The 15,448-nt window shown below is 37.9% G+C and carries 12 protein-coding genes; 3 read left to right on the top strand and 9 right to left on the bottom strand.

The genetic code is table 11. From position 1 onward, the window contains the following. Window positions 1-894: 894 nt before the first annotated feature. Window positions 895-1,359, bottom strand: a complete 465-nt coding sequence (locus XYLOR_RS00675) for a MaoC family dehydratase (protein WP_036876075.1) — start codon at window positions 1,357-1,359, stop codon at window positions 895-897. A 157-nt stretch (window positions 1,360-1,516) separates the two neighbouring features. Between XYLOR_RS00675 and frr the strand changes: the two genes are divergently transcribed. The 3 genes from frr to mnmA all read left to right on the top strand — a co-directional run bounded on the left by frr (window position 1,517) and on the right by mnmA (window position 4,185). Next, window positions 1,517-2,077, top strand: a complete 561-nt coding sequence (gene frr, locus XYLOR_RS00680; protein WP_036876076.1) for a ribosome recycling factor — start codon at window positions 1,517-1,519, stop codon at window positions 2,075-2,077. A 5-nt stretch (window positions 2,078-2,082) separates the two neighbouring features. After that, on the top strand, window positions 2,083-3,015 hold the full coding sequence (rsgA, locus tag XYLOR_RS00685; protein ID WP_036876077.1) for a ribosome small subunit-dependent GTPase A: 933 nt from the start codon (window positions 2,083-2,085) through the stop codon (window positions 3,013-3,015). Between the two features lie 87 nt (window positions 3,016-3,102). Next, window positions 3,103-4,185 (top strand): tRNA 2-thiouridine(34) synthase MnmA, encoded by a 1,083-nt coding sequence (gene mnmA, locus XYLOR_RS00690; protein WP_036876078.1) that lies wholly within the window; start codon window positions 3,103-3,105, stop codon window positions 4,183-4,185. Here mnmA and queG read toward each other — a convergent pair whose 3' ends face one another. From queG to XYLOR_RS00730, 8 genes are all read right to left on the bottom strand, one after another. Beyond that, on the bottom strand, window positions 4,186-5,130 hold the full coding sequence (queG, locus tag XYLOR_RS00695; protein WP_051508805.1) for a tRNA epoxyqueuosine(34) reductase QueG: 945 nt from the start codon (window positions 5,128-5,130) through the stop codon (window positions 4,186-4,188). Beyond that, complete coding sequence (locus XYLOR_RS00700) at window positions 5,108-5,719, bottom strand: polysaccharide deacetylase family protein (protein ID WP_036876079.1); 612 nt, start codon at window positions 5,717-5,719, stop codon at window positions 5,108-5,110. The genes queG and XYLOR_RS00700 overlap by 23 nt, the downstream gene beginning before the upstream one ends. Window positions 5,720-5,726: 7 nt before the next feature. After that, entirely contained in the window at window positions 5,727-9,044 is a 3,318-nt protein-coding gene (locus XYLOR_RS00705; RefSeq protein ID WP_036876080.1) for a glycosyltransferase family 117 protein, read from the bottom strand. 86 nt (window positions 9,045-9,130) lie between these two features. Beyond that, on the bottom strand, window positions 9,131-9,586 hold the full coding sequence (locus tag XYLOR_RS00710) for a YqaA family protein (protein ID WP_036876082.1): 456 nt from the start codon (window positions 9,584-9,586) through the stop codon (window positions 9,131-9,133). Beyond that, window positions 9,562-10,503: a hypothetical protein gene (locus XYLOR_RS00715; protein ID WP_036876085.1), complete on the bottom strand. Its 942-nt coding sequence runs from the start codon at window positions 10,501-10,503 to the stop codon at window positions 9,562-9,564. Before XYLOR_RS00715 ends, XYLOR_RS00710 begins: the two co-directional genes overlap by 25 nt. Beyond that, the gene (gene purD, locus XYLOR_RS00720; protein WP_036876087.1) at window positions 10,503-11,771 is read right to left on the bottom strand and encodes a phosphoribosylamine--glycine ligase; all 1,269 of its coding nucleotides are present in this window, start codon (window positions 11,769-11,771) and stop codon (window positions 10,503-10,505) included. Before purD ends, XYLOR_RS00715 begins: the two co-directional genes overlap by 1 nt. Before the next feature lie 24 nt (window positions 11,772-11,795). Next, complete coding sequence (locus XYLOR_RS00725; RefSeq protein WP_036876089.1) at window positions 11,796-13,970, bottom strand: S9 family peptidase; 2,175 nt, start codon at window positions 13,968-13,970, stop codon at window positions 11,796-11,798. Further along, window positions 13,957-15,447 (bottom strand): THUMP domain-containing class I SAM-dependent RNA methyltransferase, encoded by a 1,491-nt coding sequence (locus XYLOR_RS00730; protein WP_036876092.1) that lies wholly within the window; start codon window positions 15,445-15,447, stop codon window positions 13,957-13,959. Before XYLOR_RS00730 ends, XYLOR_RS00725 begins: the two co-directional genes overlap by 14 nt. Window position 15,448: the final 1 nt, after the last annotated feature.

Below are 15,448 nucleotides of genomic sequence, written 5' to 3' on the forward strand. Positions count from 1 at the left end.
TAAGATATTTTATGGAACAAATTTACATATATCTTTCTAATTCCACAAATATTTGTTATGAAAGTTTCTCTATCATTAAATCAAAATTATTAATTTGATAATTATACTTTTGATAATCTAGAAGTTATTGTATAAGACAAAGTTCAGATTGCACATTATTGAATAAATTAAGCGTATAATTTCTACTTTTACATTCTAAAATTTCAAGCAATTTACATAATCTAATAGGTCTTAAATTAAACTATAATATGCCATGAAATTTAGATAAATATAATATGTCTTTATATTATGTTTTATTTTTAGGGAGGACAATCTTAATAATAATATGTAAGTAAAATTTCGTTTTGCTTTCAGCCACAACTTAATATGCTGATTTTCAGTCTGTTCGACTGAAGGCAACTTTTATACTTTGTGCATGCTTACTTAATATATGCATGTCTGATTAATGATAACAATTAAATTCTGAACAGCAAATCAATGACCGTGGAAAAATATTTACTACAAATTAACCAGAATAGCTATGCAAATCATTACTAAATGCATAACTAATAAATAGTATAAACGATCCTCTTATAACTTTCGACCTTGGTCAAACGATCGTGCGACCTACGTCGAATGATCGTTTGACCAAGGTCGAAAGTTTGTAAAGAGTTGTTATTAGAAGAAGATACAATTGCTTTTATACATTAAAATGACCACTAATGCAAAGTATTTATTATCTTATTGTAATAACTAATTATTATTACAATATAGATGTTTAAAGATAACTTGTAAAATTGTTTGGATATAATTATGGGCGATAGCTAATAATTGTATCCGTATCAAAGTTGCCTTCAGCCAAACATGTTGATAACCAGCAGGTTAAGTGCCGGCTGAAAGCAAACTTCTTTTATGTTAGTTAAAATAATATAGAAAAGAAGCTATGCCTTGTAAAGCAGGTTTACGCTGACCTTCTATCTCTATCTTAAATTCTATTTCGCTTTTACATATGCCACGTAGATTAGCTATGGCATAAAGTTTTGTTACTAACCTAATACGACTGTCCGTAATTACTGGTTGCTCAAAACGCATTTTGTCCATACCGTAGTTGACAAGCATCTTTAAATTTCTTACTTCGATTATCTGATCCCACATATATGGCAAAAGTGATAATGTAAGGTAACCATGAGCAATTGTACTCTTGTAAGGGCTTTCTTTTTTTGCTTTAGCAGTATCTACATGAATCCATTGGTGATCAAGCGTGGCGTCTGCAAACATATTGATGCGGTCTTGGTTAATCTGCAACCATTCGGATGTACCGAGCTCCTGACCTAGATGTGATGCGAAATCATCGTAAGAATTGATAATTAATTTTTCCATTTTGTATTTTATTATTTGTGAAATTCTGTGCAAAGATACTCATTTATTGTGAGTATATGCATTATCTAATACATTCTTGACATTAAAAAAATCATTAAAATATTGTGTATTCCGAATTTAATACCTAATTTTGTAAGCAGAATATAAAATATTAACTATGATAGACGTAAAAGCAACATTAAATGCAAGTGAGGAGAAGATGGAGATGGCAGCTATGTATTTTGAAGACCAGCTGTCTCATATCCGTGCCGGGCGTGCTAACGTGGCTATCCTCGATGGAGTGAAAGTGGAATCTTACGGATCAAGAGTTCCGCTAAACCAAGTAGCAAATATTTCCACCCCTGATGCGCGTACTATTGCCATCCGTCCGTGGGATAAAAAGCAGATAAAAGATATAGAAAAAGCAATTATGGATTCTGATGTAGGTATTACACCAGAAAATAATGGAGAGATAATACGTCTTGGTATACCGCAACCTACAGAGGAAAGACGTAAGGAACTGGTAAAGCAGTGTAATAAAATAGCAGAAAAAGCTAAAGTCGAAATACGCAATGTGCGTGCTGACTATAAGGAAAAACTGAAAAAGGCAATTAAGGACGGTCTGTCTGAGGATAACGAAAAGGATGCCGAGGATGAACTGCAGAATTTGCACGACAAGTTTATGAAAAAGCTTGACGCCACGCTGGCTGATAAGAATAAGGAAATCATGACCGTATAACGAGCGTGAAAGGACTTGTAATAAAAAATACAGGTAGTTGGTACACCGTCAAGACTGATGATGACAAAACTATTGAGAGTAAAATAAAAGGTAATTTCCGCCTTAAAGGTATCCGTAGCACAAATCCTGTAGCTGTGGGTGACCGTGTGGATATTATCGAGAATCAGGAAGGTACGGCGTTCATCACTGCAATTGATGATCGCCGTAACTATATTATACGTAAATCGCAGAATCTTTCTAAACAGAGTCATATCATCGCAGCTAACGTAGATCAGGCATTTCTGATAGTTACTGTGAACTATCCCCATACTTCTACTACGTTTATTGACCGTTTTCTGGCTTCGGCAGAGGCTTACAGAGTTCCTGTAGTTCTGGTGTTCAACAAGAATGATGTGTATTCTGACGAGGAACTTCGTTATCAGGAAATGATGTGTACTCTGTATACTCAGATAGGATACAAGTGTGTTACTGTTTCGGCTGCTACTGGCGATGGAATAGAAAAACTGCGTCCAATGCTGAATGGGAAAATAACTCTTCTGAGTGGCAACAGCGGAGTAGGGAAGAGTACGCTAATTAATCTTATTATACCTGATGCTAATTTGCGCACTTCAGAAATATCTGATGCTCACAACACAGGTATGCATACTACAACTTTTAGTGAAATGTTACCTTTAGAGGGTGGCGGCTATGTTATTGACACCCCCGGAATAAAGGGCTTTGGTACGTTCGATATAGAACCAGAGGAGGTCTGTAGCTATTTTAAAGAGATATTTGAATTTTCTAAAGGTTGTAAGTTTAGTAATTGTACACATACACATGAGCCGGGATGCGCAGTGTTGAAAGCTTTGGAAGATCATTATATTTCAGAGAGCAGGTATCAGTCATATCTTAGTATGTTGCATGATAAAGATGAATGTAAATACAGAGAAGCCTACTAGTCTGTTATAATCCAAATATGATAAGACAAATATATTTTATGTGTCTTTTGTTTTGTAGTGTTTCTGATTTGCACTATCTTTGCACCCATGATTGAAAATATTTGTGATAAGAGAATAGCTGTTTTACTCTCAGGAGGAGTAGACAGTTCGGTAGTCGTTTATGAACTGGCCAGTAAAGGTTTGCATCCGGATTGTTTTTATATTAAAATAGGTCCGGAAGAAAAAGAAGAATGGGACTGTTCTTCTGAGGAGGATCTGGAGATGGCTACAACTGTTGCTGCAAAGTACGGTTGCAAATTACAGGTCATAGATTGTCATCACGAATATTGGAACGAGGTAACTAAGTATACAATGGATAAAGTGCGTGCAGGATTTACGCCAAATCCAGATGTTATGTGCAACCGCTTAATCAAGTTTGGCGCTTTTGATGAAAAAATGGGGCATGAATATGATTTGATTGCTACAGGTCATTATGCTCAAACTGAAATTATAGATGGTAAAAAATGGCTCACAACAAGTCCTGACCCTGTAAAGGACCAAACTGATTTTCTTGCTCAGATATACGATTGGCAGTTGAATAAGGCTCTGTTCCCAATAGGTCATTATGTTAAGGATGAGGTTCGGCAAATAGCAGAGCGCGAACATCTTATTAATGCTAAGCGGAAAGATAGTCAGGGTATTTGTTTTTTGGGCAAGATAAATTATAACGACTATATACGCAGGTATCTTGGTGAAAATCCAGGTGATGTATTGGAGCTTGAAACCGGTAAAAAGATAGGGACGCATAAAGGTCTGTGGTTTCATACCATTGGGCAACGTCATGGTCTTGGTTTCGGAGGTGGACCATGGTATGCTGTAAAGAAGGATGTAAGTAGTAATATATTATATGTGAGTAAAGGTTATGAACCACTTACTGCATATAAGAAAGATTTTCCAATACATGATTTCCATTTTCTAACAGAAAAACAATGGGGCGAAAATCCGGTGAATGTTACATTTAAGATACGTCATACACCTGAGTATCATAAGGCTGTAATAGAACCAACAGGTGAGGGATCATATATGGTGCATGCAGAAGATTTGATACAAGGTGTTGCTCCTGGGCAGTTTTGTGTAGTATATGATGATAATCATCATCGTTGCTTTGGCAGTGGCGAGATAACGTTGTAATTATTTATCTTTTACAGCTTGTATATTCCGCATTAATCCCGTATATTTTACTCTCTTTACGGCACTTCCTTTGAAAAGGCGTTTATAGTCATCTTCTGATAAACTATACCATTTGTCTTTGGTCATTGCCATAAGTTCTTCTTTGGGTTGCAGTTCCGGTTCTTTTGTAGGCACCGCAAATCTGTTCCATGGGCAAACCTTTTGGCATTTGTCGCATCCATATATTGTATCTCCCATGGCTGTGGTAATATTCTGTGGTATTGGTCCACGATTCTCAATTGTCTGATATGATAAACATAGATTAGCATCAATTTCTTTATCCGCAGTAATAGCATGAGTAGGGCATACTTCTATACAAGCTTTGCATTTTCCACATCTATTTATTTGTGGCTTATCGTAATCTAGTTCTATATCAAGAAACAATTCTCCAAGGAAGAACATACTCCCTGCTTTTGGTATAATAAGTTGGTGATTACGCCCTGTCCAACCTATCCCTGATTGTACAGCCCAGTATCTTTCCAATACAGGTGCGCTATCACAGAAAGCTCTATAGTTAGTGACTCCTAATTTTTTAGCTAGTAATTTCAGTTTGGATTTTACAATGTCGTGGTAGTCATTGCCATAAGCGTAGGCTGCAAATTGTAATTCATTGTCTGGTATACGTTTTTGTGGATAATAATTCAATGCTACACATACAATACTTTTCAGTCGGTCCATCAGAAGGCGTGGGTCAAGACGTTTGTCTGTATAATTGTTCATGTAGTCCATATCAGCGTTGTACTTGTTATACAACCATTTTTTTAGATGATCCGCAACATCTGCTGATACAGGTTCTGCTTTTGCTATTCCACAAGCAGAAAAGCCGAGACTTAACGCCTCGGCTTTTATTTTTTGCGATAGTTCCGAACGTTCGGAAATTGTATTATTCGAAAGTTTTGAATTCATATCCTTGCTGCTTTAACCACTTTATAGACTCTGGCAATGCGTAGTGCAATTTGTCAATACTCTTAAGTGAATCATGAAAAGTTATGATACTTCCGTTTCTAGTGTAACGTTTTACATTGTTTAATATTCCAACGGATGTCATCCATTTACTATAGTCGCGCGTAACAAGATCCCACATTACTATTTTATATTTTCTACCCAACCATATGTATTGGTCATGACGCATCCATCCGTGTGGAGGGCGAAATAGATGCGAGTGTATAAGTGCATTCGCTTTTTCTGTGTTGTAACTGTACATCTTAATAGAATGTTTCAGCCCCCCAAGATGGTTGAATGTATGATTGCCTACTTTGTGACCGGCATCTACAATTTCCCGGTATAGTTCAGGATGCTTCCTCACATTGTCGCCAACCATGAAAAATGTAGCATGAACATTATATTCGGCAAGTATTTTTAGTATAAATGGAGTCGACTCGGGGATCGGACCATCGTCGAAAGTCAGATATACTGACTTTTCGTGTCGGTCCATTCTCCAAGTCGCTCTGGGATATAACCAGCGCAACCACATTGCAGGTTGCTCTATTATCATCTCTGTCTTATTGCTGTTTTGGAAGTCGCCCGCCTTTTGCTTGATAGCGTGAAAGCAACATACTTAGATTGTTTTGTTTCTGAGTGGCCCATCCTTTATCTACAAGTTGTCCATATTGTACAATTTGTTGCATGATGTAGAAATGTAACAGACAGTCTTGCTGTGCTTGTTCAAAACGTGAACCGTTTAGAGACGTATACCAGTTAAGGTATTGTTGAGACTTTGTCCATAGTGCATTGAAAAGCGCTTTAGATTTAGCTTTGTTACCTAATGCGGCATAAGCCTTAGCTTCGTCTATTGAACCGGACTGATAGTCTACGGGTACGTTATAAGAAGGTATCATTTTGTCGCAGTATGCCAATACTTGTGCAGCTTTTGCAAACTTCTTCTCGTTGATAAGTCCTAGAGCTAGTTGAGTAAACAGGCGGCGGTGTGTAAAGCACATGCGCATAACTGTTTCGTCTATGTATATACCTTTTCTATTAATGTCTCCAAATTTGAATCTGTGCATCAAGTTATTATATACTTTCTCAGTATCAAAGTTCTTCGCACCATTTGCATTCGTAGTGAATGGAGTAATACGATTTACGAGTCCTTCTTGTATGAAGTTGTCGCCAAGGTTCATATAGTTCTCCTGACCTACTGTAAGTGCTACGTAAAGTGGCCTTGTCCAATTACACTGAGCAATCATTTCAAGCATCATGAGGTCTCCCTTATAAAGAGCATTCTTACCTTTTAGAGAGATTACCATTCTGTCAGGTATAGTATCGCTAGCCATCATCATGCCACTGCGTCTAACAGCATTTTTATCTATAGTTACATACACTGTATCTGTAGGAATAATATGCATGTCAGCATTTTTGCTTCTTACCCAATACTTTAGAACGTTCTTCAATTCGAATGGATTGTCACCATAAGTAGCTTTAGCCTGTGCCGGATTTTGCTTATAGAAGTCAAGTACTGTCTTTTTAGCTTCAGGGTGAACTTCCACGTACTCATTTGTACCAGCACAATAATCCAGCCTTGGCCATGATATAGGTACAGATGGTGAATTGTATGCAGGGCGTTTCATCTGGTCTATGTACCAGTCAGTCTGCAAATAACTCAAATTACATACGCGAGCATCTGTTCGTACACCTTCTACATCCTGATTATACCATAATGGGAATGTGTCATTATCTCCGTTTGTAAATATAATAGGGCTATTTTTAGTCTGTAGAGACATCAGATAGTTCTGACCGAAGTCACGGCAAGTGTATCTATTGCTGCGATCGTGATCGTTCCATGTCTGTGATGCCATCTGGATAGGAACAAGAAGACATAAAATGCTTACTATTGCCGCAACGGTTGTTCCTTTCAGTTTATACTTTTTCAATAAATCTATTATAGCCGCCACACCTATACCGCACCATATTGCATAGGCATAGAATGATCCCGCATATGCGTAGTCTCGTTCTCGTGGCTGCATAGGTGTCTGGTTAAGATACAATACAATAGCAAGACCTGTCATGAAGAACAAGAAGAACACAACCCAGAACTGTCTTATGCCGCGCTGCCCGCGGTATGCTTGCCAGAAAAGTCCTATAATACCCAGTATAAGAGGCATACAATAGAATACGTTATGTCCCTTGTTCTGTTGTAGTTCGTCAGGTAGTTTGCTTTGGTCACCAAGGCGCCAGTTGTCGAAGAACGGTATACCTGTTATCCAGTTACCGTGCTCTAGTTCACCATTGCCCTGCAAGTCATTCTGACGACCGGCAAAGTTCCACATGAAATATCGCCAGTACATGAAGTTACACTGATACGACAGGAAGAAGCGGATGTTCTCAATTTGTGTAGGAACCTTTACAGTAACATCTTCACCGCAACGGTCGTAATGCTCTTCTGTTCCGTCAACTCCACCCATCCAGTCTTCATAAGATTGTGCGTGCGACTGGTCGTACATACGCGGGAAAATCATGTTCTGCGCATATTTGTATTGATCATCTGTACGTACTACGAAGTAAGAGTCTTTTTCATCCTTTGATGATTTCTCTTTTCTGTTATATACGGGAGCGCCTTTTGTCATTTCCGGTTTACACATGTCGCCGTCTTTTGTGAGGGCTACCTGTGAGGTGTAAGCCTGTCCGTATAGTAATGGTCGACTTCCGTATTGGTCACGACTAAGGTAACTTCCTAATGTGAATATATCCTCAGGAGAATTCTGATCCATAGGAGGATTGGCTGCAGAGCGGATAACGATTAGTGCATAACTTGAATATCCTACCATTAACATCAACATGCATAGGAGTGCGGTATTTTTGATACGGGCACTTATCAATGGTTGCTGATTACGTTTGCGACCTAATAAGAACCATAGTGCAGCAAGAATTACGATACCGATGATGACGCATGATGTGCCAAAGCCGTAGAATGGTATACCTAACATACCCACTGAGAGTATGAATGCTATGTTCTGGCGTTTGTTACTGCTATCTTTATAAGTCTCATATATAGCCCATATTACGATGCCAATAAGTAATAGTATGTATATTATCTCACCGGTGTTGAATGGACAACCTAATACGTTTACAAAGAACAATTCGAACCATCCGCCTACTGTTATAATTCCAGGCACAATGCCGTAAAGTACAGATGCTAATATAACTATAGAAATAGCTAATGCTATAAGAGAACCTTTAAGGTTCGCATTAGGGAATTTCTTATAATAGAAAACAAGCACTATAGCTGGTACGCATAGCAGGTTGAGCAAGTGTACACCGATAGATAGACCGGTCATATACATTATGAGAATTAGCCAACGGTCACTGTGAGGTTCGTCGGCATGATCTTCCCATTTAAGAATAAGCCAGAACACTATTGCTGTGAACGCAGAAGAGTAAGCATAAACTTCACCCTCTACTGCGCTGAACCAGAATGTATCACTGAATGTATATATAAGAGCACCAACAAGTCCAGATGCTTCTATTGCTATCGTTTTGGCTGTAGTGATTTCGCTCCAGTCATTCAGAATCAGTTTACGTGTTAGATGTGTGATAGTCCAGAACAAGAACATTATACAGGTAGCACTGAGTAGTGCACTCATCGTATTCACCATTCGCGCAACCTGTGAAGGGTCGCTTGCAAAATGTGAAAATAGATTTGCTGTAAGCATAAAGAATGGTGCGCCAGGTGGGTGACCTATTTCCATCTTATACCCTGTAGAAATAAACTCAGGACAGTCCCAGAAACTGGCTGTCGGTTCAATCGTGGAGCAATAAACGAATGCTGCAATAATAAATACAACCCATCCCAGTGTATTGTCCACCAATTTAAACTTTTTCATTATAAGAATTAATTATGTATTATTGTTTTGATACTATGCTGCAAAGATAGTCTTTTTATAAAACATACCAAAACTAATAGGTTTTTTTAACCGAAAATTAAGGTAGCACCAAAAATAAGTATAATGTATCTCAGTATCTTTCCGATTGATATACTAGTTATTGATATTATAATGTTAGAGCGCATAAGTCCTAGTACAATTGTAATAGGACGTCCAACTATTGGTAAAAATGCAAAGAACCCCATCCATGCTCCACGGCCAGACATAATTTGTTTTGCTCTGTCCAATTTTTCCTGTTTTACATGTAGATGTTCGGATATCCAGTCTATATTACCGAAGCGGGCTATACTGTAATTGAACATGCTACCGGCCACATTGCCTATCGTACCACTGATTATAAGAGTCCATGGATGTAACCCTGTCGCATATAGAACAAGCATAACAGCTTCGCTGCTGAATGGGACAAAACTACCTGCTAGAAAAGCCGCAACGAACATGCCAGTATATCCATATTCTGTTAAAAACTGAATGATGGAGCCCATATGTTAAATATAGTTAGGAGAATAGAAGAAATTAGGATAATGTAGAATCCGATGTTGGTTATCCATGTTTTTGTAAGTGTTATGAAATGTCCTATAAGTGGGCATGTATTGATAATCATCAGCCGGATGAGCATATCGTAGTGCTGTGGTTGTAGTATGATGAATACTACAGACAGTAGATCCATCACTATGAATGTATTGAAAATCATTCTGATACGAATCTTGTCGTTGTAATTTTTGCGCATGAAATGTATGCTACCGATAAGGGCCAATATTAAGACATATCCGAATGTTGCAATTTTATTTACAGTAAGACTGGTGAATTGTGCAAAGGTTCCGAATTGTTCCAGCGCTGCAAAGTGAGTAGCTATGTTTGCCAAATCCCCATTTACAAGATAATAACAACCAAGAATCCAATATGGGACAATAATTCCAAATATAGATGCCCAAAAGGTGCGGAAACTCAGTGATTGAATATTAAACAACATTACTAACCATAACACAGGTATAAAGTATAGTATTTGTACAAACAATAGACTGGCCAAACCTAAGCATGAGAATGCATAGAATGTCCATCCTGCCGACTTCTTATTTTGATAGCAATTAAATAGTAGGGTATAGAATGCAACAAAGCACAACTGTACAATATTTCCACTTACAGAATATAATAGTCCTGAAGCTGCAAGGGTCATAACAAGAAAAGAACAAGAAACCATACGACTATATGTACGTATTAGTGCATACTTATTGTTCATCTCAACAATAAGATATGTTGATATTACGAATAGAGCAAATTGCAACCATAGTCCTTTGGTGAATAATCCTGATGTTATCCACATTATTATTGCATAAACTGCAATTGCAGGGAGCGCTAAACGGCTCTCTGCAACTCTATTTTGTAATCTTTTTACTACCATTATAAATCTTGTCCTATATCACTCCTGAAGTATTTGTCCTTGAATTGTATTTTTTGAGCTTCCTCAAAAGATTTTTTTAAGGCATCTTCTTTATTATCTCCGTAACTGCTTACTGCTATCACACGTCCGCCGTTGGTTACTATTTGTCCGTCTTTTGTTGCAGTACCTGAATGGAATACAATACTGCCTTCAACTTGGTCGATGCCTTTTATTGTATATCCCTTTACATATTCCTGCGGATAGCCTCCACTTACCAGCATGACGCATACGGCTGCCCGTTTATCAAATTCGATTGAACGTTTGTCTAGGTCACCTTTGGCAACACCTTCAAAGAGGTCTACTATGTCACTTTTGAGACGAAGCATTACACTTTCTGTTTCAGGATCACCCATGCGGCAGTTATATTCAATTACCATAGGTTCGCCTTTTACATTGATAAGTCCGAAGAATATAAATCCTTTATAATCAATATTTTCTTCAGCAAGTCCTTCTACAGTTGGGCGTATGATTCTTTCATCAACTTTCTGCATCCATTCTTTAGTAGCAAATGGTACAGGGGTTACGCTACCCATACCTCCGGTATTGAGACCTGTATCATGTTCTCCTATACGTTTGTAGTCTTTAGCTTCAGGTAAAATCTTATAATTCTTTCCGTCTGTAAGTACAAAGACAGAACATTCTATTCCACTTAGGAATTCTTCGATTACTACAGATGCAGAAGCATTGCCAAACATACCGCCAAGCATGTCTTTAAACTCTTTCTTGGCTTCATCTAGAGTAGGTAATATAAGTACACCCTTACCGGCACATAGTCCATCAGCTTTTAATACGTATGGAGGTTCTAATGTTTCTAGAAATGCCAGTCCTTCGTCTATGCTTGTTCCATTGAAAGTGTGATATTTTGCTGTAGGGATATTATGGCGTTGCATGAAACTCTTTGCAAAATCTTTGGATCCCTCTAAAACAGCACCTTGCTTTGATGGTCCTATTACAGGAATGTTTTTTGTTCGTTCATCATTTTTGAAATCGTCATAAATACCTTTCACTAAAGGATCTTCTGGTCCTACTATGACCATATCTATATTATTGTCAACGGCAAAGTCTTTTAATTTTTCAAAGTCATCGGCTTTGATATTTACATTTTCCCCTAGGTTTACTGTACCTGCATTTCCTGGAGCAATGTATAATTTCTCTATTTTTTTGCTTTGTGCTATTTTCCAAGCTAAGGCGTGTTCTCTTCCGCCGCCTCCTAACAATAGTATTTTCATCCTTATTTATATTTTAATTAATTCCTATTTTAAGTAATCATCGAAATATTGTGAAATTCTTTCGTGTAGATGTACACTTTTATGGCCTCGCATATTATGTGGTTCTCCTGGATATACGAAGAAATCCGGTTGTGTTCCGGCTTCTATGCATGCCTCTATAAATGAAAGGGCATGTTGTGGTACAACGGTTGGATCGTTCAGACCTATAATAATCTGCAACTTACCCTTAAGATTTTTTGCTTTATGAAGAAGACTTGTTTCTGCGTATCCATCAGGATTTGTCTTAGGAGTATCCATATAACGCTCACCATACATTACCTCATACCATTTCCAGTCTATTACAGGGCCTCCTGCTACACCGACTTTGAAGACATCTGGATATGTTGTCATAAGTGATGTTGTCATGAACCCTCCGAAACTCCAGCCGTGTACTCCCATTCTTGTTGAGTCTACATAACTTAAGCTCTTTAGAAATTCTACACCTTTTATTTGGTCTTTCATCTCCTCTACACCAAGGTGGCGGAACGTTGCTTGTTCGAAATCTCGGCCTCGGTCACAACTACCGCGGTTGTCTAATATGAATAGCAAATAACCTTTTTGAGCCATATACGTTTCCCATCCACGTGTGTTGTAGTGCCATGTAGCATCTACATTGCGGATACCCGGACCACCATATACATATACTATAGTAGGATATTTCTTTTTTGAATCAAACCCAATGGGTTTTACCATTCTGTAAAATAAGTCTGTACGACCATCAGCTGCTTTTATAGTGCCGCAAGTTATGTCAGGTACATTATAGCCTTTCCATGGATCTGCAGCTTTAAGGTATACAGTGTTCTTACCACTTTCTGTATTAATAATATTGATTTGGCGTGGAACATTAGGTTCCGAAAAATTGTCCCAAACGTATCTTCCACTATAACTTAGGTTGATTGAGTGGTGACCACCTTCATCTGTATTTGTACAATGGTATCCACGTCCGTTATCAAGTAATGTTCTTTTACCACTTTTGATATTAACAGCAAAAACATTTACCTGAATAGCACTCTTTTCTCTTGATAGTATTATTGCATTCTTGTTTTTAGAATCAAAGCCAAGCAAATCCATTACTACCCATTTCCCTTTTGTCAACTGTCTTAATTCCTTAGTTGCAGTATCAAATATATAAAGATGGTCATATCCATCTTTTTGACTTCTTATCAAGAACTTGCTATTATCCCATGGCAGAAAGACAATAGGATTCATAGGATGTACGTACTTATCGTCGTGTTCTGTATATAATACGCCTGTCTTTTTACCGTTTTCAGCATTATAGCAGGTTAAGGCCATATCTGTTTGGTCACGGTTCAGTTCTATCATATATATAGTCTTGTCGTCAGGTCCCCAGGCTATATTCGTAAAATATCTGTCTGTAGGGTCGCCTGCATCAAGGTAAACTATATTGCCAGTCTTAAGGTCATAAACACCTACGGTTACTTTATGACTTTTTTCACCCGCCATCGGATACTTAATCGGCGTCTCTGTACTAATACGCGTATTTATGTCTACAAGTGGGTAATCAGTGACCATACTTTGGTCCATTCTATAAAAAGCCAATTTATTACCGGCTTTATTCCAGAAAGTACCTTTATATATTCCGAACTCATCACGATGGACACTTTGTCCGTACACTATATCATAGCTTCCGTCTGTAGAAATCTGTGCCGTCTTTCCATTACAATCATTAACAAAAAGATTATTGTTTTTTACAAAAGCTGTAGCACGACTATTCGAGTTCCAGTCAGTGTTACTTTCATCTTTGCATGACTGTTGCCATACAAGTTTGTGCCTCTTGAAGTCGATAAGGAACCGGCTATTCTCGTTCTTAACAAGTAATAGATCTTTGTTAGGATATGGAAAGGATGCATATAATAGAGAACGTACTATATTTGAACTGTCTTTAATTCCAATCCATCTATTTACATCGTTTAAAGAAAGTAGTTCTTTTTCCTTGCCGTTATCTTTGTCTATTATGTAGCATTTTTCGACATCAGTCCTTACCAATTCATCACCCCACCACGTGCTGAAACGGTTTTCAGGGCGCATGTTGTGAAAATTGTTACCTCCAAAGTTAAGATCTTCTAGGGTAAAATGCTTCTGAGCACTCATAGTTATGGTTGATAGCAATAATAAAATTAAAATTTTAATCTTTGCCATTGTTGTTAAAACGTTTACGTTTAGCACCAAACTTGCTGCTGCCTTTATCTGCGTCGAATTTACTTTTAACATTGTCTCCAAATTTTCTAGGACCTCTATCTCCAAATCTTCTTTCGCGTCTATCACCGAACCTGTGTTCATCTCTACCGCCAAACCTTCTATCATCTCTTGCATCTTCAAAAGAATGATGGAACTTGAATGAGCGAATATCGCCCTCCTCGTTTTCTTCCTCTTCTCCGATACGCTTTTTGAATTCACGATTTTTCTTAAAACGGTGAGCCTCAGCCATGGCCCTCTTTTCCTCATCTGTCTTAAGAATATTTCCTTCGCTTCTAAACTCTTTGAATTTACCGTCAAATATCTGATATTTGCGGAATTCACATTCTAAAGAACCATTGTATACAGGTATTTTTATTGAGGGTTTTAATCCAATCTGTTCAAAACACTCTTCTCTATAACTAAGAACCCAAGCATCATTATTCATAAATTGATGTTTAAGGCGTTCTCCTATCATCTTGTAAGTACCAAGAAGATCTGGTGTAGAAATACGTTCACCATAAGGAGGGTTCATAATTAGGATACTCTTGTTAGCAGGCTGTTTGAAATCCTTGAAATCTGCCATCTCAACAGTTATGTCGTTAGACAAACCTGCTGCTTTAATATTTATTCTAGCTGTATTTACAGCCTTCATATCAATATCGTAGCCATAAATATGGTGTTCAAACTCTCGTTCGTGCGAATCGTCATTATAAATACTGTCGAAAAGGTCTTTATCGAAATCAGGCCATTTTTCAAAAGCATATTCTTTTCTGAATACACCTGGATTCATGTTGTGAGCAATAAGCGCAGCCTCGATAAGCAGAGTTCCAGAACCACACATCGGGTCTATGAAATCTGTCTCACCCTTCCATCCTGTTTGAAGAATCATGCCTGCAGCCAAAACCTCGTTTAGTGGTGCCTCTACAGACTCTTGCCTGTAGCCTCTTCTGTGCAGGCTTTCTCCACTTGAGTCTAGACTTAGTGTACATTTATCATCTGCAATATGAATATTGAGTCTTATATCAGGATTGGTAATACTAATATTGGGGCGTTTACCTGTCTTTTCTCTAAATTGGTCGACAATCGCATCCTTAACTTTGTATGCCACAAACTTAGAATGTCTGAATTCTTCTGAGAAGACAACTGAATCAACAGAAAATGTTTTGTCCAGTGTCAGATATTCATCCCAGTCTATCTTTTTTATTTCATCATAAACGTCATCGGCTGTATTTGCCTTGAAATTCCTGATAGGTTTTAAAATACGGATCGCCGTATGCAATTGGAAGTTTGCACGGTACATCATCTCTTTGTTTCCTTTAAACGAAACCATACGCCGTCCTATATGAATAGCGTTGGCACCCATTTCTGTTAATTCCTTTGCCAATACAGGTTCCAGTCCCATGAATGTTTTGGCAATCAATTCAAATTCTTGTTCCATC

This window comes from Xylanibacter oryzae DSM 17970, from assembly GCF_000585355.1.
In the GTDB taxonomy this organism is placed as follows: Bacteria; Bacteroidota; Bacteroidia; order Bacteroidales; family Bacteroidaceae; genus Prevotella; species Prevotella oryzae.

Excerpts from the sequence above, each read along its gene's own strand:
- XYLOR_RS00730 (WP_036876092.1), bottom strand. The coding sequence starts at position 15,447 with ATGGAACAAGAATTTGAATTGATTGCCAAAACATTCATGGGACTGGAA.
- XYLOR_RS00700 (WP_036876079.1), bottom strand. The coding sequence starts at position 5,719 with ATGATAATAGAGCAACCTGCAATGTGGTTGCGCTGGTTATATCCCAGA.
- XYLOR_RS00675 (WP_036876075.1), bottom strand. The coding sequence starts at position 1,359 with ATGGAAAAATTAATTATCAATTCTTACGATGATTTCGCATCACATCTA.
- XYLOR_RS00705 (WP_036876080.1), bottom strand. The coding sequence starts at position 9,044 with ATGAAAAAGTTTAAATTGGTGGACAATACACTGGGATGGGTTGTATTT.
- purD (WP_036876087.1), bottom strand. The coding sequence starts at position 11,771 with ATGAAAATACTATTGTTAGGAGGCGGCGGAAGAGAACACGCCTTAGCT.
- mnmA (WP_036876078.1), top strand. The coding sequence starts at position 3,103 with ATGATTGAAAATATTTGTGATAAGAGAATAGCTGTTTTACTCTCAGGA.
- frr (WP_036876076.1), top strand. The coding sequence starts at position 1,517 with ATGATAGACGTAAAAGCAACATTAAATGCAAGTGAGGAGAAGATGGAG.
- XYLOR_RS00715 (WP_036876085.1), bottom strand. The coding sequence starts at position 10,503 with ATGGTAGTAAAAAGATTACAAAATAGAGTTGCAGAGAGCCGTTTAGCG.
- XYLOR_RS00710 (WP_036876082.1), bottom strand. The coding sequence starts at position 9,586 with ATGGGCTCCATCATTCAGTTTTTAACAGAATATGGATATACTGGCATG.
- queG (WP_051508805.1), bottom strand. The coding sequence starts at position 5,130 with ATGAATTCAAAACTTTCGAATAATACAATTTCCGAACGTTCGGAACTA.
- XYLOR_RS00725 (WP_036876089.1), bottom strand. The coding sequence starts at position 13,970 with ATGGCAAAGATTAAAATTTTAATTTTATTATTGCTATCAACCATAACT.